The sequence below is a fragment of the Fictibacillus sp. FJAT-27399 genome (assembly GCF_001510655.1).
Lineage (GTDB): Bacteria > Bacillota > Bacilli > Bacillales > Fictibacillaceae > Fictibacillus_C > Fictibacillus_C marinisediminis.
This window is the reverse complement of the sequence record NZ_LMVC01000002.1, coordinates 232,242-249,287: the sequence shown is the minus strand read 5'-3', so window position 1 is coordinate 249,287 and position 17,046 is coordinate 232,242. Positions and strand designations below refer to the sequence as shown.

At 42.7% G+C, this 17,046-nt stretch carries 24 protein-coding genes; 10 read left to right on the top strand and 14 right to left on the bottom strand.

Translation table 11 applies throughout. The annotated features are described in order from the left end of the window. The first annotated feature begins 124 nt into the window (after window positions 1-124). From AR335_RS06315 to AR335_RS06305, 3 genes are read left to right on the top strand one after another with little or no spacing between them, the layout of a single operon-like run. Window positions 125-769 carry a TetR/AcrR family transcriptional regulator gene (locus AR335_RS06315; RefSeq protein WP_082683381.1) on the top strand — a complete coding sequence of 215 codons (645 nt, stop codon included), beginning with the start codon at window positions 125-127 and terminating at the stop codon, window positions 767-769. Then, window positions 759-1,430 carry an MBL fold metallo-hydrolase gene (locus AR335_RS06310; protein ID WP_062233243.1) on the top strand — a complete coding sequence of 224 codons (672 nt, stop codon included), beginning with the start codon at window positions 759-761 and terminating at the stop codon, window positions 1,428-1,430. Before AR335_RS06315 ends, AR335_RS06310 begins: the two co-directional genes overlap by 11 nt. Window positions 1,431-1,447: 17 nt before the next feature. Continuing rightward, window positions 1,448-1,783, top strand: a complete 336-nt coding sequence (locus tag AR335_RS06305) for a YrdB family protein (protein WP_062233240.1) — start codon at window positions 1,448-1,450, stop codon at window positions 1,781-1,783. Window positions 1,784-2,113: 330 nt separating this feature from the next. Here the strand turns inward: AR335_RS06305 and AR335_RS06300 are convergent, their stop codons facing one another. The 3 genes from AR335_RS06300 to AR335_RS06290 all read right to left on the bottom strand — a co-directional run bounded on the left by AR335_RS06300 (window position 2,114) and on the right by AR335_RS06290 (window position 5,112). Then, window positions 2,114-3,052 carry a cation diffusion facilitator family transporter gene (locus tag AR335_RS06300; protein ID WP_062233237.1) on the bottom strand — a complete coding sequence of 313 codons (939 nt, stop codon included), beginning with the start codon at window positions 3,050-3,052 and terminating at the stop codon, window positions 2,114-2,116. A gap of 149 nt (window positions 3,053-3,201) precedes the next feature. Next, window positions 3,202-4,689 carry a leucyl aminopeptidase gene (locus AR335_RS06295; RefSeq protein ID WP_062233234.1) on the bottom strand — a complete coding sequence of 496 codons (1,488 nt, stop codon included), beginning with the start codon at window positions 4,687-4,689 and terminating at the stop codon, window positions 3,202-3,204. Window positions 4,690-4,725: 36 nt separating this feature from the next. After that, window positions 4,726-5,112: a DUF309 domain-containing protein gene (locus AR335_RS06290; RefSeq protein WP_062233231.1), complete on the bottom strand. Its 387-nt coding sequence runs from the start codon at window positions 5,110-5,112 to the stop codon at window positions 4,726-4,728. 175 nt (window positions 5,113-5,287) lie between these two features. Here AR335_RS06290 and AR335_RS06285 point away from each other — a divergent pair, with 175 nt between their 5' ends. Together AR335_RS06285 and AR335_RS06280 are read left to right on the top strand one after the other, a co-directional pair. Further along, on the top strand, window positions 5,288-5,770 hold the full coding sequence (locus tag AR335_RS06285) for a divergent PAP2 family protein (RefSeq protein WP_053357326.1): 483 nt from the start codon (window positions 5,288-5,290) through the stop codon (window positions 5,768-5,770). A 13-nt stretch (window positions 5,771-5,783) separates the two neighbouring features. Continuing rightward, complete coding sequence (locus AR335_RS06280; RefSeq protein ID WP_062233228.1) at window positions 5,784-6,572, top strand: cobalamin-binding protein; 789 nt, start codon at window positions 5,784-5,786, stop codon at window positions 6,570-6,572. Between the two features lie 47 nt (window positions 6,573-6,619). On the opposite strand, the gene AR335_RS06275 is transcribed toward AR335_RS06280, so the two are convergent. The 5 genes from AR335_RS06275 to AR335_RS06260 all read right to left on the bottom strand — a co-directional run bounded on the left by AR335_RS06275 (window position 6,620) and on the right by AR335_RS06260 (window position 9,971). Next, on the bottom strand, window positions 6,620-7,309 hold the full coding sequence (locus AR335_RS06275; RefSeq protein WP_304438390.1) for a 3D domain-containing protein: 690 nt from the start codon (window positions 7,307-7,309) through the stop codon (window positions 6,620-6,622). 127 nt (window positions 7,310-7,436) lie between these two features. Beyond that, window positions 7,437-7,754, bottom strand: a complete 318-nt coding sequence (locus AR335_RS06270) for a YuiB family protein (protein WP_053357324.1) — start codon at window positions 7,752-7,754, stop codon at window positions 7,437-7,439. Window positions 7,755-7,856: 102 nt separating this feature from the next. Further along, complete coding sequence (locus tag AR335_RS24655) at window positions 7,857-7,988, bottom strand: YuiA family protein (protein ID WP_175501778.1); 132 nt, start codon at window positions 7,986-7,988, stop codon at window positions 7,857-7,859. A 142-nt stretch (window positions 7,989-8,130) separates the two neighbouring features. Continuing rightward, window positions 8,131-8,604, bottom strand: a complete 474-nt coding sequence (locus AR335_RS06265) for an NUDIX domain-containing protein (RefSeq protein WP_053358493.1) — start codon at window positions 8,602-8,604, stop codon at window positions 8,131-8,133. A gap of 164 nt (window positions 8,605-8,768) precedes the next feature. Next, a complete protein-coding gene (locus tag AR335_RS06260; protein ID WP_053357323.1) occupies window positions 8,769-9,971 on the bottom strand; it encodes an NAD(P)/FAD-dependent oxidoreductase in 1,203 nt (400 codons plus the stop codon). 350 nt (window positions 9,972-10,321) lie between these two features. Between AR335_RS06260 and AR335_RS06255 the strand changes: the two genes are divergently transcribed. The 3 genes from AR335_RS06255 to AR335_RS23695 all read left to right on the top strand — a co-directional run bounded on the left by AR335_RS06255 (window position 10,322) and on the right by AR335_RS23695 (window position 11,780). After that, a complete protein-coding gene (locus tag AR335_RS06255) occupies window positions 10,322-11,302 on the top strand; it encodes an NAD(P)/FAD-dependent oxidoreductase (protein ID WP_053357322.1) in 981 nt (326 codons plus the stop codon). Window positions 11,303-11,317: 15 nt separating this feature from the next. Further along, window positions 11,318-11,488, top strand: a complete 171-nt coding sequence (locus AR335_RS23700) for a hypothetical protein (RefSeq protein ID WP_156316332.1) — start codon at window positions 11,318-11,320, stop codon at window positions 11,486-11,488. Window positions 11,489-11,618: 130 nt separating this feature from the next. After that, complete coding sequence (locus AR335_RS23695) at window positions 11,619-11,780, top strand: hypothetical protein (protein ID WP_156316331.1); 162 nt, start codon at window positions 11,619-11,621, stop codon at window positions 11,778-11,780. Here the strand turns inward: AR335_RS23695 and AR335_RS06250 are convergent. The 4 genes from AR335_RS06250 to AR335_RS06235 form a co-directional block, all read right to left on the bottom strand. Beyond that, window positions 11,777-12,043 (bottom strand): hypothetical protein, encoded by a 267-nt coding sequence (locus AR335_RS06250; RefSeq protein ID WP_062233224.1) that lies wholly within the window; start codon window positions 12,041-12,043, stop codon window positions 11,777-11,779. The genes AR335_RS23695 and AR335_RS06250 overlap by 4 nt on opposite strands. Then, on the bottom strand, window positions 12,044-12,259 hold the full coding sequence (locus AR335_RS06245) for a hypothetical protein (RefSeq protein ID WP_062233221.1): 216 nt from the start codon (window positions 12,257-12,259) through the stop codon (window positions 12,044-12,046). A gap of 216 nt (window positions 12,260-12,475) precedes the next feature. Then, complete coding sequence (locus AR335_RS06240; protein WP_062233218.1) at window positions 12,476-12,832, bottom strand: HesB/IscA family protein; 357 nt, start codon at window positions 12,830-12,832, stop codon at window positions 12,476-12,478. 83 nt (window positions 12,833-12,915) lie between these two features. Then, window positions 12,916-13,098, bottom strand: a complete 183-nt coding sequence (locus AR335_RS06235) for an aspartyl-phosphate phosphatase Spo0E family protein (protein ID WP_062233215.1) — start codon at window positions 13,096-13,098, stop codon at window positions 12,916-12,918. 353 nt (window positions 13,099-13,451) lie between these two features. On the opposite strand from AR335_RS06235, the gene mqnE reads away from it, so the two are divergent. Next, the gene (mqnE, locus tag AR335_RS06230) at window positions 13,452-14,546 is read left to right on the top strand and encodes an aminofutalosine synthase MqnE (RefSeq protein WP_062233211.1); all 1,095 of its coding nucleotides are present in this window, start codon (window positions 13,452-13,454) and stop codon (window positions 14,544-14,546) included. 109 nt (window positions 14,547-14,655) lie between these two features. On the opposite strand, the gene AR335_RS06225 is transcribed toward mqnE, so the two are convergent. Continuing rightward, window positions 14,656-14,886, bottom strand: a complete 231-nt coding sequence (locus tag AR335_RS06225; protein WP_053357316.1) for a hypothetical protein — start codon at window positions 14,884-14,886, stop codon at window positions 14,656-14,658. 950 nt (window positions 14,887-15,836) lie between these two features. On the opposite strand from AR335_RS06225, the gene AR335_RS06220 reads away from it, so the two are divergent. After that, window positions 15,837-16,412: an ECF transporter S component gene (locus AR335_RS06220; RefSeq protein ID WP_053357315.1), complete on the top strand. Its 576-nt coding sequence runs from the start codon at window positions 15,837-15,839 to the stop codon at window positions 16,410-16,412. Between the two features lie 201 nt (window positions 16,413-16,613). Here AR335_RS06220 and AR335_RS06215 read toward each other — a convergent pair whose 3' ends face one another. Then, window positions 16,614-16,850 carry a YuzB family protein gene (locus tag AR335_RS06215; protein WP_053357314.1) on the bottom strand — a complete coding sequence of 79 codons (237 nt, stop codon included), beginning with the start codon at window positions 16,848-16,850 and terminating at the stop codon, window positions 16,614-16,616. Window positions 16,851-17,046 lie beyond the last annotated feature (196 nt).

Below are 17,046 nucleotides of genomic sequence, written 5' to 3'. Positions count from 1 at the left end.
TTTATGCTGCATAACCCAACATCCAATAAGAAAGTTTTGTCGAACAAAAAATTTTGACAATTATATGTTGAATCGAATATATTATAACCAGTGGTTAGTAACCGATGGTTAGGAGCGATTGATTATGGCAAACAAGCAAGAACTGCGTTCGGAAGAAACCAAGAAAAACATCCTTGAAGCAGCTGGAAGACTTTTTGGCAAGCGTGGATATGAAGTCGTAACGATAAGAGAGATCGCAAAAGAAGCCGGATGCTCGCACACGGCCATCTACCTCTATTATAAAGACAAAGAATCGCTGCTCCATCATTTAGCGATGCCGCTCTTACAGGAGCTTAAACTGCTGCTGGAGGATATCTCTCATCGCCAGGATGCGGGAGGTTCCGCTAAATTAAAATCCATCTGCCGGACCTTTATTGAATTTTGTCTCCTGCATCAGAGTATGTACACCACATTTATCACTGCCAGTTCTTCCAGAGTGGATGAACAAAATCCAAAACTGCAGATCAACAAAGTCCGGATTGAGCTTTTCCAGCTGTTAATGAGTGTATTGAAAGATGTGCTCGGTATTTCTGATAATGAACAATCCCTTGCCTTTGCCCGTATCCTTTTCTACAACCTGCACGGCATTATTAGTACCTACCTCAATCATAAAGAGCCTCTTCAAGAGCTCCTTGTGCGTCTTTCACCCACCTTTGAACAAAGCGTAGAAGCCCTTTTTCTCGGTTTTCATGAAATCATAAAACAAGGAGCGAATAACCATGAAAGTTGAACAGATCTCCCCTCATATTTGGAGCCTGAAAACATGGATGATCATACCGATCCATGTTTGGGCTGTTCGCGGTAAAGAAGGAATCACTCTTGTAGACGCAGGAATTCCGATGATGGCGAAAGGAATATTGAATACGATAAATCAGCTGAATGCCGGCCCTCTGCAAAGGATATTGCTGACACACGGCCATTCGGATCATACCGGATCTATTTCAGCCATCCTGAAGGATCATGATGTTCCGGTATACGCCCATTCACTTGAAATTCCTTATCTGGAAGGTGACCTTGCCTATCCCCGCAGAAAGAAGGCTGTTGCATCGGTCTCAAAGGGCATTACCCAGCCCTTGTCTGCTGGAAACGAGGGTGAACTGGAACTCATTGATGGAATAAAACCCTACCTGACTCCGGGGCACTCTCCCGGCCACACTGTTTATTACCACGAAGAAGATCAGGTCCTTCTTGCAGGTGATCTGTTCACTTCCAAGAAAGGAAGGCTTAAAAAACCGATGCCGTTGTTTACGGCTGATATGGAGGAAGCCTTCAGGAGCAGCTCCATCGTCAGCCAGCTCAACCCAAAACGTCTTGAGGTTTGCCACGGAGACACCGTTCTTCATCCCGAAGCACAGATGGCTGACTATCGTTTAAAGGCAGGAATTCAATAAGAAAGCGGGGAATCATCATGGCCATATTGGGGCCCTTTCTTTTAGGTGTGCTGTTTTTATCAGAGCTCTTTGTATTGGGAGCCTTTGGATACTGGGGATTTCACATGGTCAGCGGATTTTCGAAATATGTTCTCTGCCTAGCTGCTCCGCTTCTGGTTGCAATCTTTTGGGGAATGCTTCTTTCTCCAAAGGCATCGATTCCGATCCCTATTTCTTTGCGTACCCTGCTTCAGCTCACTGTGTTTGCTGCTGGTGCCATTGCGCTTTATACCTCCGGACACTCTAAATCAGCCCTTATTTTTTTCCTGATCGCCAGCATTGATCTTTTGCTCATCCGGTTTTTTAGATTATAAATTCTTTAATTCCTATTTTCTTCATAAAAAATCCCGAATAATGAACGTTTTTTAGGATCCATCATTCGGGATACAGTACATACCTAGGCCAGGTTAGAATACGTTTCTTAATAACGCTACGATAGTAAATACAATAATTAAAATAGGTATCGTTAAAATGATGTACCAAAAAATGCGTGCTGCCAATGATTTCTTTTCGCTCATAGAGAACCCCTTTACGGTTGTAGCATAAGTATTGTCCTCATTTTAATCAATATGCAGCAGTTATGTCCATTTCCTTGCACCCGAAAAAAAGAGCCCTTCACCATTTTGAAGAACTCAAAAAGAAATTTAGGATTTATGTGTTTCTAAAAACTGCTTGCCGTACTCTCCATGGTGATGGATAGTGGCGTGTTCAATCTGAACGGTTGTATGTTTGAGTTTGTATTTGTCCTTCAGCATCTCATTAATGGCAAGAATCACACAGAACGGCTGAATGTTTTCATTAATGAAAACATGGGCGGTAAGAGAATGGTGATCACTGGTCACCGTCCATAGATGTAGCTCATGAACATCTTCTACACCTTCTACTTGATAAATATCCGCTCGGATCGCTTCCAGATCCAAACCTTCTGGAACAGATTCCATTAGGATCATGTAGGATTCTTTTATAATCTTGTAGCCGCCTGTAAAGATGATCCCGCCGATGATCAAGCTGATCAGAGGATCAAAGAAATATAGATCGGTAAATTTAATGAGAACAGCAGAGATAATAACCCCGATTGAGCTCAGCAAATCTCCGATAAAATGCCAGAGAGCACTTTTTACATTTAAGTTTTCCTCTTCCTTCATGCTTCGGCTTAGGACAATGGTCAGCACAAGGTTCACGGTGAAGCCGATCACTGCGATGATCAGCATCAATTTAAAATCGATTGTTTCCGGCTTGATAAAACGCTTGATGCCTTCAATAAAAATACCAATGGCAATGATAGCCAGGGCAAGCCCATTCAGAAAGGAAGCGATGATTTCAAAACGCAAAAAACCAAAAGTGAATTTGGCATTCGGCTGCCGGGTAGCGAGGTAAATGGCCAGCATGCTTAAACTGAGTGCCAGCACATCAGAGACCATGTGGGCAGAATCCGATAATAGTGCAAGTGAGTTGGAGATCAGCCCGCCGATTACTTCAACGATCGTAAAAAACAGGGTCAGCAAGAGGGTAATCCACAACGTCTTCTTTGACCGGCTCTGCACTTTTACATGTGGGAGATGGTGATAATCGTAATCAGCCATTGAACAATCCCCTTTCCTTTATGTATTTTAAAATGATTATAAAGTAATAATAATTATATTATAATACAACTCCTGGAATCCTGCAATCCTCTTTTTCTTTTCAGAGTATGTAAAAAAGCATGACAGGTGCCATGCTTTTTCTTGCTGTATTATTTGAAATTCATCGCCAGCCTGGCCAATGTCCGTACCATGACCCCTGTAGCCCCTTTTGGACCGAGGTTCGAAGGCTTGGAGGAATACGCTGTACCCGCAATGTCCAGATGGACCCAAGGGGTCTTCCCAGCGAATTCCCCGACAAACAGCCCACCGGTAATCGCGTGGCCTAACCGTCCTGTGGAGTTATTCAGATCGGCTACATCACTCGACCTCAGCATATCCTTAAAGGGCTGATGGCTTGGCAGAAGCCAAAGGAGTTCTCCTTCATGTCCTGCAGACTGGCTCACCTGTTTGAAAAACACTTCGTCGTTCGTAAGAGCTCCAGTTGTACAATCTCCCAACGCCACTACGACACCACCGGTTAATGTAGCCACATCCACCAGATAGTCAGCACCCATTTCTTTTGCATAGGTGATGGCATCCGCAAGAATCAGTCTTCCTTCTGCATCAGTATTACGGACTTCAATCGTTTTCCCGCTGAGTGAAGTAAAAACATCTCCAGGCTTCATCGCCTTTCCGTTAATCAGGTTTTCACTGGACGGAATAACAAAAAGAAGGTTGGTCTTGGGTTTCAGCCGGCCCACTGCTTCCATGGCGCCAAGCACAGATCCGCTTCCTCCCATATCACTTTTCATTTCATGCATGTTGGCACCCGGCTTGATGGAATAGCCGCCTGAATCAAACGTCAGGCCCTTGCCTACAAGGGCAAGAACATGATCCCACGTGTCCCGTCCTTTGTATTTCACTGTGATCATTTTTGGGGGCTCATCGGAACCTTGTGACACGGCAAGGAGCGCTCCCATGCCTAGCCGTTCCATATCCTCCCTCTCTAGAATCTCATATTCCATCCCGTATTTGATGGCAATCTCCATCGCTGCCCGAGCGAGGTCTTTCGGAGTCAATAGGTTGCCGGGAGTGTTCACAAGATTGCGTGCTGTATTGATTCCTGCACCAAAAGCATGGCCTGTCGAAAGCCCTGCACCTGTCTGGCTGTCCGAACTGTATACCGTAATTTCTGTCAGCTTTTTATCTCTTTCATTGGAACGTTCCTTATAGTTTTCAAAGGCATAGCTGCCCGCCACGACTGCTTCTGCAAAAGCGTGGGCAAGTTTCTCAGAAGACAGTCTGTCGTTTTCAAAGGTTTCCAGAACGATAGCGGCTTTTTCCCGCTTTTCCCGCTTCAGCATCTGAACCGCTTTCCCGAACGCCTCTCTTATGCTCTCATAAGTTGCTTCCGCCCGCCTTCCCAATCCGATAAAATACAGCCGTTTGGCTCCCACGATGCCAAACGTATGGAGCTTTGTGACTGATTTTGCCATCACGGAAACATCCCCTTCCCGCAAAAGCTCCGTGATATGGCCATTAAAGGCCTCATCAAGTACGGCAGCAATTCCCTCCAGTTTTTTGTGATCGGACCAGATGCCGATCAACAACGCCTCTTCCGCATTGTCTTTATTCCAATTTGCCTTTACGGTGAACATGCACATCCTCCTTTTGCACGGTATGCTAATGTAAGTTTATTCTTCCTCAAGGTCATTTAGTAGCAGGATCAATTCTGGCAAAGCCGGCAGTTTATCCGCATCCTCAAAAGCGACACTGTCCATCTCATGAGGTATTCTGTTCAAACAGGCTTCAATAAAACGATACACCTCTTCAAGATCTATCCCCCAATAAAAAGGCCGATACTCTTGGAGGTAGTTGTGGGCGGCCTGCATCATGGCTCTTGCTCCTTTTAAATTTCCATACTCATAATGGTAGATCGCTACCGTCATCTGCAGCAGCCCTTTTAGAAAATAATTTCTCTTATCCGTCATCCACATTTCCTCCAGCAGATCATGGCACGTATAATAATCTCCCTCATTGAATGAAATGAAAAACTCATAGTATTCCTTCGGATAATCCATCTGTTCTCCGCCATCCCTTCCCTATTATGATAACAGAAGGCACATTATCTCCCTTCGAATGACGTCATTCATGGCAGAACTATAAGATTGCAAACAACAAAAAAAGGGTATTATGAAAGCATTAGAACAACCTTATCTCGATACATTGTAGAAAAAGGCTGCGAGGAGACGATCTATGGACCTATTATTCAATTTTCCTTTACTTGCTTCCTTATTAGGAATATTAATGGCTCAATTCTTGAAAATACCGATTACCTACCTGGAGACAAAACAAGTGAGATGGGATTTGTTTATCAGTACAGGAGGCATGCCTAGTTCTCACTCCGCTGCTGTTACAGGGCTTGCAACAGGAGTTGCTCTCAGAGAAGGCCTTGGCAGCTCTATTTTTGCCGTTGCTGCTATGTTTGCCATTATTGTTATGTATGATGCGAAAGGAATTCGATGGCATGCAGGAGAACAGGCTGCCGTATTGAATAAGTTAGTAACTGATTTCCGGGAACATGTGGAAGTCAGCCAGGCAATGAAAAAAACTGACGTTAAAGAAAAGCACAAACAATTAAAGGAGCTTCTGGGACACCAGCCGGATGAGGTATTCTATGGCGCACTGCTCGGAATTATCCAAACACTGATTGTATACTGGCTTTTCTTCGTTCTTTAAGGGGTGACGATTCATGAGATTGATATCTATTTGTCCGAGCAATACAGAGCTTGTTGATTATCTTGGGTTAACTGAACAGCTGGTGGGGGTTGATGACTTTTCCGACTGGCCTGAACGAGTGCGCAGCTTGCCTCGGCTCGGCCCTGATCTATCCATCAATATGGACATGGTCGAGGAACTTAAACCGGATCTCGTGATTGCCTCCTTAAGTGTTCCTGGTATGGAAAAGAATATAGAAGAACTGAAACGGCGCAATCTTCCGCATGTAGTTTACAACCCCAATACGCTTGAGGATATCGCTGGGGATTTAAAAGATTTGGGCAGAAGGACCGGCGTTGAGAAGCGTGCCGATTATCTCGTTTCTCAATATAAAGAAACCATTAATGAATTTCGGTCGTTTGCAGCAGGAATAAAGGAGAAAAAAAGCCTGTACTGGGAATGGTGGCCCAAGCCTGTTTTCACACCAGGAAAGCTGAACTGGCTTACTCAGATTTCACACCTTGCCGGAGCTGAGAACGTGTTCGAAGACGTTGAACTGGCAAGTGTTCAAACAACCTGGGAGGATGTAATTAAACGTGATCCTGACGAGATCTGCATCGCTTGGGTAGGGGTAAGAAAAGAGAAAGTAAAACCGGAACTTCTGGAGAAACGCCCTGGCTGGGCCGATCTTAGAGCAGTAAAGGAGAACAAGGTACATATCCTTGAGGAACATCTATTCTGCCGGCCGTCACCAAGGCTGATTGATGGTTTGAAGAAACTGCATCAAGTGCTGTGGAAACAGCCGGCTCGTACAGCAAAGTAATTCATAATACAATATAAAAGCTTCAAGCCAGCGGGCTCGAAGCTTTTTTAATACAATTGTTTTCGATAGAACTGCATGGATTTTTTTTCATTCCACGTTTTGAGCTCCTGCTCGGTCACTTTCCCGGATCCTTTTTGAATCACGTAGACCTTTAACGTCTTTTTGCCCCATTTTTCATAGACGTCTTTCGTCGTCTCATAGTATAGGTCTATTCTTTTTCCCTTTATGGCTGAACCCGTATCAGCCACTACGCCAAACCCGTAATCGGGAATGAACAGAATGGTGCCGATGGGAAAAACAGCGGGATCTGCGGCAATCGTGGAATAAAGATCACGTTTTACCTTTAACCCCGATTTTGTAATCCCATAAGCGGGATGAGCTTTATTTTTTCCAGTGGACTCTATCCCTGCAGTATAGCCTGTAGCTGTTACCGTTACTGAGGGGTAGGGAGTTACATCAAAATGATCAAGTGGGGATGCTGCGGTTTCTGCTTCCGGCTCTGTTGTTACAGTAAACTCCCTATCCCAGAATGATGGAACATTCTCAAGCGCACCGGCAATATACTTTGCCAATTCAATGTTCAATGAACGCAACAATCCATCCTGCTTACCTTTCTGTTCGGAAGATGCCCAATCTGATACATCCTTAGCCTCGACACCCGAGATTGAGTGCAAGGTCGTAAGCAGAGCAAGGATAAACATAGCTGTCATCATTAGCCGTTTTATGGCAGTAGGTATAAAACGCAAACTTTCACTCCTCTCTAAAACGTAGTATTTTCCAAGAAAAGTGAGTTTTATACCGCAGAAGGGGCTTCAGCCCGACAATGAGCATAAAAAAAGAACCTTCTATTAATCATAGAAGATTCTAGAACATTTGATATCCTCTGACGCGCAGCATCTTGATGGCCATGCCGGCAAAAATCGCTCCGACCATTCCGCTAACCAGGATACAAATGTCTACAGCCTGAAGATGGATAAAGTCCTGGCCGAGTTCTGCAAAACTTTTTCCGGGACTTGAAAAGTATTTAAAAAATTTAACATGATCAATAATCATAATCACGACAACCGGATAAATAACAGCCATAATCCATGTTGAACGCAGAAGCATGTTTAAAAGGAAACCGATTCCAAAGAAAAGAACGATAAATAATAGCATGGAAATAAATAATTGCGGTAAGTACATTCCTTCACCCCCATATTCAAAGCTAGTTTACTGAAATAGGGGATTAAAGTCAATATAAGGATAAAGAAAAGGGAGCACCGCATCACGGTGCTCCTTCCTTATTTATCTCTCCCTTTTTCCGCTTCCACAGCACTCTTCACAAGTTTCAGAGCCACCTAGAAGAAGCTGGAAATACCCCTTGCCTTCACAATATTGACACTTTTCCTGTGCTTTTGTTCTTGTTGACGATTTCATAAGATGACACTCTCCTTGTTTGAATTTTCTGATAATATATCAAGAATCCAAAAACTTGAAAAGGGAGCATTTCCGGCCATATCACCCATGTAAGCGTAAACATTTTAATTTATCATTAAATATGTCCAAATTCCATACAATTTCAACGATTATCAAAAATTTTATAAGAAGTATAGCCGAATATATCTCCAGGATTTAAATGCTCATTAACGGTTTCTTTTTTCTCATTGAGAAAATGGTGGACCATCATGGAAGTAACCGGATCATCCCTTAATTCCTCCGGAGTGAGAAACCTTGCTTCTTCAATCTCTTCTTGCTGAGGACGGATCTCTCCTCCTATATGCTCCAGCAGAAAAACGACCATATTGTCACTGATTTCGTTCTTTATGACACCAGTTCGTATACCGACCACGTTCACAGCCCTGCTCTGGATCCCTGTTTCTTCTTTCACTTCTCTTACAGCCGCCTCATCCACCGTTTCACCTGGATTCACAAACCCTGCAGGAATGGACCACTTGCCTTTTAGCCCCCCATACTTCTTTTTTACAACGAGGCATTTACCGTCATGGATCACCAGCCCTGCCGCTGCGAGCCAGACACTTCCTCTCTTTTTCATCGTACTCATAAAATATCTCCTTTTAAAAAAGCTTATGGTTGATTTACATTCCTATCATGCATCGCATACTGATGGCGATTCAATCACACTCCATCAAATTCCAAACCAAAAAAAGAGCAGAGCCCCGAAGGACTTCTGCTCTCATCATATCATGGTGTCATTTATTAAAATAATTTAAGCTTTCCTTTTTTGATGACCATTGGTACTCCGCCAAGCAAGAAAAGGTAACGGTTATCGATGACTTTTTTCATCGCAGATGCTGTTGAACCAAATAGTTTTTTGTTTCCAACGACACCGATTGCTTCACCCTTACCAAGAGAAGCTACAGTACCTTTAATATCCGGTTTGAACTCTTCCATCTGTCCTCCGCCATTAATGAGCGTTTTCAGGTTACGGCCGATTGTATAAGCCTGCTGAATAGCGATTTGAGCTGTTGGAGGGTAAGGACGGTTAATTTCTTCATTAATAATAAGAGCACAGTCTCCAGCTACAAAGATATAGTCATATCCAGGCATGCGAAGGTCTTTTTCTACTTTTACACGTCCGCGCATTGTTTCAAAGCCAGCTTCTTCTACTAAGTGGTTACCGCGTACTCCGCCAGTCCATACAACAGTAGCTGCTTTAATTTCTTCACCGGAAGCAAGAAGAACTCCGTCTTCGCTACATTCTTTGATCGGTGTGTTTACAAGGAATTCTACACCGCGGCGTTCAAGATTATTGATTGCGTACTCAACGAGCTCTTCGTCAAAGCCTGGAAGAACATTTGGAGCCGCTTCAATATTAACGATACGGACTTTTTCACGCGGAATATCGTATTCTTTGCAAAGTTCAGGAACACGGTCAGCCAGTTCACCGACAAACTCGATTCCAGTAAATCCAGCACCGCCGACAACGATGTTGATTAGTTCTTGTTTTTGTCCTTCGTTGTTGTAACGAGCAAAGTTATATTCGATGTGCTCACGGATTTCACGGACAGAGTTGATACTGCGAATGCTGAACGCATTTTCTTTCAAACCTTGAATGCCGAATGTTTCTGGGTCTGATCCAAGAGCAATGATAAGGTAGTCGTACGTTAGCTCGCCATTTGCAAGAATGACACGCTTCTCATCTTTCTTGATCTCAACGACTGTATCTTGTACAAAGTTGATTTTGTTCGTGTCGATAATGTCATCAATCATGATGCGTGTTTTATCATGGTGCAGCGTACCTGCCGCATTTTCATGAAGCCATGTGGTTTGGTAGTGATAGTTGTGCTTGTTCACAAGCGTAACATCCGCATTGTTTAAACCAAGCTCTTTTTCCAGGCGGACAGCTGACATCATCCCGCCATATCCTCCACCAATAATTAATATTTTTGGCTTACTCATATGATCACTTCCAGTTCAGATTTTTTATAGTTTGACCTAACCAATAAGGAAATATGATAGACAAAAAGTTTGTGACGTATTTCACGTAGTAGGATAAAAATAAAGACGAAAACTGTCACAATTCCCCCATGTTTTTTCCTTTTTTATCTTAGTCCTTTTCTTCTTATATTTCAACCGTTTTTTGAAAAAAAGGCATAATCAGTTGACACAGTCTCCTTACCTATTGTATAAATACAGCCTTACAGAACAGTCATCGACAAAGAACGTACATTGGTGGTATTATTCTTTCCTTTCCCTCTCATTCTTACTATAATGGAGGGAAGAATGAAAATATTCTCGGGGGTGGAAGTATGACAGAAGAAAATCTTTATGATGTTACAATAATTGGCGGAGGTCCAACAGGATTGTTTGCAGCATTCTATGGGGGAATGCGCCAAATGAAAGTAAAGATCATTGAAAGCATGCCACAGCTCGGGGGACAGCTCGCTGCCTTATATCCCGAAAAATACATATATGATGTAGCAGGATTTCCAAAGATTCTTGCCCAGGAGCTTGTGAATAACCTAAAAGTCCAAGCAGAGCAGTTCAACCCTGAAATTGTGCTTGAAGAATCCGTTCAAAACGTTGAGAAAAAAGAAGAACATTTTGAACTGACAACAGATAAAAATAAACACTATTCCAAAGCGGTCATCATCACAGCCGGTGTAGGAGCTTTCCAGCCAAGACGGCTGGAGCTTGACGATGCCAAAGCATTTGAAGGAAAGAACCTTCATTATTTCGTGAATGACCTTCAGGCGTTTGCAGGTAAAAAAGTTTTGATTGCAGGCGGCGGTGACTCTGCGGTCGATTGGGCACTCATGCTTGAACCTGTTGCTGATGAAGTTACACTTACCCATCGGAGGCCCAAGTTCCGCGCGCACGAACATAGTGTAGAACAGCTGCTGAGCTCAAACGTAAAAATCAAAACTCCATTTCAGATCAAAGAACTCGTGAATGACGGCGAAAAGATAACCCATGTCATTCTGGAAAACGAAGATGTGGAAGAAAAAGTTGAAGTCGATGCCGTTATCGTCAACTATGGATTCGTTTCTTCACTCGGGCCGATTAAAAATTGGGGACTTGAGATTCAACGCAACTCCATCGTCGTAAATTCAAGAATGGAGACGAACACCAAAGGAATTTATGCTGCAGGAGACATCTGTTCTTATGATGGAAAAGTAAAACTGATCGCTGCAGGTTTTGGTGAAGCACCTACCGCTATTAACAATGCGAAAACTTATATAGATCCAAAAGCAAAAACCCAGCCACAACACAGCAGCAGCTTATTTTAGGAGGAAATTCAATTTATGAATCGCCAATGGACCGAAGATGAACTTTACATTGCTGAACTGCTGCAGGATCTTCAGCGTAAGATTGGATCACTGCACATTACAGATGAATCGTTTCTTGAAAATGTTCAGGCAGCCCTCCCTGAGCTCAAGCAGCTCTTGGAAAAAGTCAAAGGCTCACTGGAATAAAGTGGTTCTTGGTTTTGCCGTGGTAAGTATGCTACAATGACATCAGCAGACAAGTTCTGCTCATAAACCCATAAATATAACCCGGTGTCGGCACACCGGGTTTTTTTCTACATAAATAAGGAGATTACAAATGAACACATTCATCATCATTGGAATTGTTTTCTTTATACTCGGTACCGGATTAATGATGGCAAGCAGCCGGAATGCCGGCAGAAAAAAGTGGATGTATATCGGGTTTTCCGTCTTATCTGACCTTATCGGCCTGTTCTTTCTTCTGTATTTGGGGAACTAAAAATCTTTTATGAAGGTGGTTAGCAGTAAGCTAAACACCTTTTTTCCTTTTTCATTTCGTTTCCGGATTATTATTTCTTTTTGAAATAGTTCTTCATTGATTGTTATGGTTTCATAATCCACCGTTGCTTCCTGACCTTTAACGTAATCTTCATATGTCTTTTGCAGATAGGCTTCCGCTTCTTCCTTCGTATTGAACTCAATCTCTACCGTAAGACCTGGCCTCCCTTTGGATTGCCTGCGTATTTCGATTACATACTTCATTTATGACACACTGCAGTAAAGCAGCACCCACAGGATACTGATCAGCAAGATTCCTAGCCATCCCCCCATTGCATAACCCGCTGCCATAACGAGCAGTACCGAAAAGCTCGCCAGCAGCCACGACAATATGTTTCCCATGAATCGTAAATTACGGTTCATCATCTCCACTTTTTTCTCTCCCTTTACAGGTTGATTTTTTTCAAGTGGTATAAACATATTCTCTGCCGCCGGTAAAATTGCACACAGAAAAGCGAAAGGCCGTGCTAAAGTCCGATAAAGGAGACACGGCTCATGTTTTTATGAGTCAATATCGCACTTATGCCCTGTGGGTACAAGCGCTGGAACCAATACACAGCCTCAGGCACTGTAGCTAGACAAAAAAAACCTCCTTGTCAGCCATCAGCGGCTTACGAGGAGGTTTTTTCTATATGATTAGCACTCTTCAGGAGTACCAGTATTGGTTGCAGTTTTAAATGAAGAACCGCATCCACATGAAGCGATCGCGTTCGGATTATTGATTGTAAATCCTCCGCCCATCATGTTCTGCTTAAAATCAACAGTTGTACCATTTAAAATCTTGGCACTTTCATCATCCACAACAATTTTAAGGCCATTAATCTCCTCTTTATGATCATTGCTCTGGGTTTCTTTATCAAAGCCCATGCCGTATGAGAGGCCGCTGCATCCGCCGCCTTTTACACCGACACGAAGAAAAAGTCCTGATTCCTCTTCAGCTGCAAGCATCTCTTTAATTCTGCCTACTGCCGCATCTGTAAAGTTTACGATCATCTCTGTACACTCTCCTTCATTGAAGGTTTTATAACTATATTATACAAGTGCAAACCAAAACTCTCAAGGTTTAGGCTTACTCCTTAAAATGAATTTTCTCCTTCAATCTTTAATATGAGGTTATGGGTTTCATCAATTTTACGGCTATAGCTCAATACTTGGGGATGATTCAGACCAAATAGATCAGCCGTTTTAATCATCTTTTGGCGGAGCACTTCTATCTGCTCATTATATTGGATTAACCGTTCGCAATCAGCTACATTCATCACGTGCAACACTCCCTGGTTCAATACCTGGTGGTTCCATTATTCTACTTCATCTTCAATTTTTTTACAATATAAGACACTCAATATTATGTATTCTGCTATATTTTCACCCTTTTGTCTTTATTATTTCTAAAAAGTAAACAATCTTTAACGTTTGTTACACGAATGTGACATTGAAGGTAATTCGTTCCTTCCTTGTCCTCCCAAATAAATGAGCGTATAATAGACTGCGTATTCTTCGGGCATTTTTACTAGCCCTAGAAAAAAGCTTTTAATCAAAAAGTTTGATTTCGCGGGATTCTTTCCTGCACAATAGAACGTATATACATATTAATTGAAACGGGGGAAAAGGAATGGCAATCATTACACAAGAAACAAAAATTCATGACATTGCTGAAAAAATCCGTAACGGTGAACGACTTTCAATTGAGGACGGCCTTTTTTTATATGAAACCAACGATATACTAGGTGTCGCTCAATTGGCGAATGAAGTGAATTCGAAGAAAAACGGCGATAATGTTTATTTTATTGAAAATATGTACATTAACCCAACCAATGTATGCGAAGCAACTTGCAGCTTCTGCGGTTTCAAGCGGAAGCCTGGTGAAGAAGGCGCCTATACAATGAACGAAGAACAGCTGCTTGAGTATGTTGAAAAGCGATGGAATGATAATATCCGCGAATTCCATATTGTCGGCGGCCATAATAATGAAGTGCCTTTTGACTACTATCTGGACACCATTCGTGTTCTGAAAAAACATTATCCAAATGCTGCAATCAAAGCCTATACAGGGGCAGAAATTGAATTTTTTGCACGCATATCCGGTTTGTCCATGAAAGAAGTATTAGAGGAACTTGTTAAAGCAGGACTGGACACAATGCCAGGAGGCGGTGCTGAAATTCTGACTGAACGCTATCGTGAAAAAATGAGTCCGGATAAAGCTTCTACCGATCAATGGCTGGAAGCCCATGAGATTGCTCACGGTCTTGGACTTCGTACTCATGCAACCATGCTGTACGGTTCTATTGAATCAAAAGAAGAACGGTTGATTCATATGGACAGACTTCGAAAGCTTCAAGATCAAACGAACGGATTTATGGTTTTCATTCCGCTTGCGATGCAGCCAAGAACAGCTTCCATGGGGCTTACTCGCCGGACGTCAGCTTTTGATGATATGCGCACAATCGCTATCAGCCGCTTGATGCTCGATAATTTTGACCATGTTAAAGCGTACTGGATCAACATCGGTGTTCAATTAACACAGATGGCCTTGACTTTTGGTGCTGATGACATTCACGGAACTTTGATTGAGGAAAGAATTTCTCACTCTGTTGGTGCCCTCACTTCTCAAGGCATTACGCGTAAAGAATTGGTGCATTTAATAAAAACAGCCAACAAGAAACCTGTTGAACGCGATACGTTCTATAACATCATCAAAGAATATTAAACAAAAACTGCCGGAAGCATCCGGCAGTTTTTGTTTAAAGTAAATTCACGGAAGTAATGCCTAGCTTCAGCGCTTTTCGGACTTAATCAGGGCGCTTGCGCTTTTCTTCTTATCTTAACTTTTCCTCTGTCCAGAAGTAATCATCATCTGCGTTTAAGATGGTCAGCTTGCTGTGGCAGCATGGCATGACCAGCAGCTGCTTGATGCCTTCCTTTGCACTGTTCAGCTTTTCTTCAGAAAATGCCGTCAGCACATTGGACTTATGGCAGAACGGGCATTCATTTATATAGATATCGTCCATCATTTTATCGTAAGGCCAAGAATTCTCAAATGTCAGCATAACCACTGGCTTCTTTCTCAGAACAGCCAGATTTCCCCTCCTTGCATAGATTATTTCCTACCTATTGTATACCAGAAGACCAAGCATCTGTGTGATTTCTTTTACCCATTCTTTTCGGTTCATAACCTTATTCTATTTCCAAGGCTTTTTTCAAAAAGCTTGTTGCATTATGAACATTTCTGCATAGAATCTTCCTTGACAAGTTGATTGGAGTGGAAGGTGCGAGACTCCTGCGGGGGTAGCGTGACAGGTAAGACCCAAAGGCGCTTGCGCCGTGGGGCTTACCTCATGCCCCGCGGAAAGCGAGCAGCCTGGAACGGAAATCAACCACTATCAAGTACAACAATGAAAACGAAACAGCAATTTCCAAAAACCCACTAAACTTTTGTAAGTCAAAATGGTTCCCAAATTCCTTTTTATGCAGTATAATAAGCAATGTATTTTACAAAAAAATAGCGATCCATCTTCGGGGCAGGGTGAAATTCCCGACCGGCGGTATTTGAAGATTCCCTCTTCATCAGCCCGTGAGCTCATGAGAAGAGCTGAAACGCATCGCTTAGAGCCGACAAGCATTGGAACTCACTGACCATCAAACACTTTTTGTTTTTTGGCAGGGAGTGAAAGTGACTCGAGGCTTTAGGCATTGAAGCTAGACATCGTTTCGTTGCTTCTTGTCTGCTGATCTGGTGTAATTCCAGAGCCGACAGTAAAGTCTGGATGGGAGAAGATGACGGTGCATCGTTCAGTTCTTTTACAATAAAGAGATCTATTGTAAAACGACTGAGCCCTCGCTCAGCTGCATTCTAAGGACAAAACGTTCTTAAAATGTTTATTTGATGATGCCTGACACTCTCCCTTAGCTTCAATAAAAAGCTAAGGGTTTTCTATTGTTGTCAGGGGTGCACTGCATTTGAAATCAGAGATGGCGCAACAAAAGGAGAGATTTCAACATGCAAAAGGGAAAAGTGTATAAGATGGTGGCTGTTTCCATGCTAAGCAGCATTGCGTACGTATTACAGTTATTGGATTTTCCGTTTCCGGGTCTTCCATCATTCCTGCAGATTGACTTCAGCGAAGTCCCTGCATTGCTTGCAGCGATTGTCTTCGGACCGCTCGCAGGAATTGCCGTTGAAGCAATTAAGAACTTCCTTCATTACGGAATTGTCGGCAACCTGACAGGGGTTCCAGTTGGAGAACTGGCAAACTTTATCGCTGGATCGATCTTCATTGTTCCTGTCTCCTATTTCTTCCGCAAATACCGTACTACGAAGGGCTTATCCGCAGGGTTGGTCAGTGGAACAGTCTTAATGACGTTAGCGATGGGGGTATTGAATTACGTGCTGATCCTTCCCGCTTACACATGGTTCCTGAACTCACCGCAAATGTCCGGTGATGCGATGCTGAACCTGATCTTAGTAGGGATTGCACCGTTCAATGTGATCAAAGGATTACTTATCACAATTTTATTCATTGTGTTATATACAAGGATTCAGCCTTGGCTGAACAGACAATATCAGCATTCTTAAAAAATGCAGAAAAAGCTGGCTCACTCGATGAGCCAGCTTTTCTATTGATCCAGGCAGTTTACATTAAGTTTGATCGGACAGTAAATGTTATGTTTTGGCCAGTTAATGCATTTTATAAGTCGTTTAGAACTTCATCTTTGTTGCCAAACTAACGCTGAATATAAAAAAACACCATTTCCGCGGAGGAAATTGTGTTTTTTATTAAAACATCGGATTTTCTTCTAAAAATTTATAAACGTTCTCGACCAGCTCGTCCGGTGTTTCACCGTGTACAATTTCTCCGTTCACTAAAGCGAATAGAGAACGGGCACAGTGCCCACAATATCCGAGACAGCCGTATTCAATCACATCAAGGTCATAATCCTGTTCCAATTTCTCTAGTGCACGCTGCGAGCCGTTGGCCAGGTTGCTGACACAAAATTCGATAATCGGCTTCATCTTTTCACCTCGCCTTACTTTTTCTATCCTATCTTGTACGAACAGGACAGTCAAACCCTTTAACTTGTCCCCTTCAGTTTTTCATTAAAATGGTTGAGAAATTATAGTAAAATGCTATACTTAGAAGTGTTTGAATGTGAAATCGCTTCCGTTGAAGCCTGTAGAAAACGTTGATTTACTGCTATTATTGATGAGA

Bases quoted from the DNA above. Each gene is read 5' to 3' on its own strand.
- AR335_RS06255 (WP_053357322.1), top strand. From the start codon at position 10,322: ATGACAGAAGAAAATCTTTATGATGTTACAATAATTGGCGGAGGTCCA.
- AR335_RS06300 (WP_062233237.1), bottom strand. From the start codon at position 3,052: ATGGCTGATTACGATTATCACCATCTCCCACATGTAAAAGTGCAGAGC.
- AR335_RS06220 (WP_053357315.1), top strand. From the start codon at position 15,837: ATGCAAAAGGGAAAAGTGTATAAGATGGTGGCTGTTTCCATGCTAAGC.
- AR335_RS06235 (WP_062233215.1), bottom strand. From the start codon at position 13,098: ATGAATGTAGCTGATTGCGAACGGTTAATCCAATATAATGAGCAGATA.
- AR335_RS06310 (WP_062233243.1), top strand. From the start codon at position 759: ATGAAAGTTGAACAGATCTCCCCTCATATTTGGAGCCTGAAAACATGG.
- AR335_RS06240 (WP_062233218.1), bottom strand. From the start codon at position 12,832: ATGATCGTAAACTTTACAGATGCGGCAGTAGGCAGAATTAAAGAGATG.
- AR335_RS06250 (WP_062233224.1), bottom strand. From the start codon at position 12,043: ATGAAGTATGTAATCGAAATACGCAGGCAATCCAAAGGGAGGCCAGGT.
- AR335_RS06280 (WP_062233228.1), top strand. From the start codon at position 5,784: ATGAGATTGATATCTATTTGTCCGAGCAATACAGAGCTTGTTGATTAT.
- AR335_RS06285 (WP_053357326.1), top strand. From the start codon at position 5,288: ATGGACCTATTATTCAATTTTCCTTTACTTGCTTCCTTATTAGGAATA.
- AR335_RS06315 (WP_082683381.1), top strand. From the start codon at position 125: ATGGCAAACAAGCAAGAACTGCGTTCGGAAGAAACCAAGAAAAACATC.
- AR335_RS06225 (WP_053357316.1), bottom strand. From the start codon at position 14,886: ATGCTGACATTTGAGAATTCTTGGCCTTACGATAAAATGATGGACGAT.
- AR335_RS23700 (WP_156316332.1), top strand. From the start codon at position 11,318: ATGAATCGCCAATGGACCGAAGATGAACTTTACATTGCTGAACTGCTG.
- AR335_RS06270 (WP_053357324.1), bottom strand. From the start codon at position 7,754: ATGTACTTACCGCAATTATTTATTTCCATGCTATTATTTATCGTTCTT.
- AR335_RS06295 (WP_062233234.1), bottom strand. From the start codon at position 4,689: ATGTTCACCGTAAAGGCAAATTGGAATAAAGACAATGCGGAAGAGGCG.
- AR335_RS06265 (WP_053358493.1), bottom strand. From the start codon at position 8,604: ATGAAAAAGAGAGGAAGTGTCTGGCTCGCAGCGGCAGGGCTGGTGATC.
- AR335_RS24655 (WP_175501778.1), bottom strand. From the start codon at position 7,988: ATGAAATCGTCAACAAGAACAAAAGCACAGGAAAAGTGTCAATATTGT.
- AR335_RS06245 (WP_062233221.1), bottom strand. From the start codon at position 12,259: ATGTTTATACCACTTGAAAAAAATCAACCTGTAAAGGGAGAGAAAAAA.
- AR335_RS06305 (WP_062233240.1), top strand. From the start codon at position 1,448: ATGGCCATATTGGGGCCCTTTCTTTTAGGTGTGCTGTTTTTATCAGAG.
- AR335_RS23695 (WP_156316331.1), top strand. From the start codon at position 11,619: ATGAACACATTCATCATCATTGGAATTGTTTTCTTTATACTCGGTACC.
- AR335_RS06215 (WP_053357314.1), bottom strand. From the start codon at position 16,850: ATGAAGCCGATTATCGAATTTTGTGTCAGCAACCTGGCCAACGGCTCG.
- AR335_RS06290 (WP_062233231.1), bottom strand. From the start codon at position 5,112: ATGGATTATCCGAAGGAATACTATGAGTTTTTCATTTCATTCAATGAG.
- AR335_RS06260 (WP_053357323.1), bottom strand. From the start codon at position 9,971: ATGAGTAAGCCAAAAATATTAATTATTGGTGGAGGATATGGCGGGATG.
- mqnE (WP_062233211.1), top strand. From the start codon at position 13,452: ATGGCAATCATTACACAAGAAACAAAAATTCATGACATTGCTGAAAAA.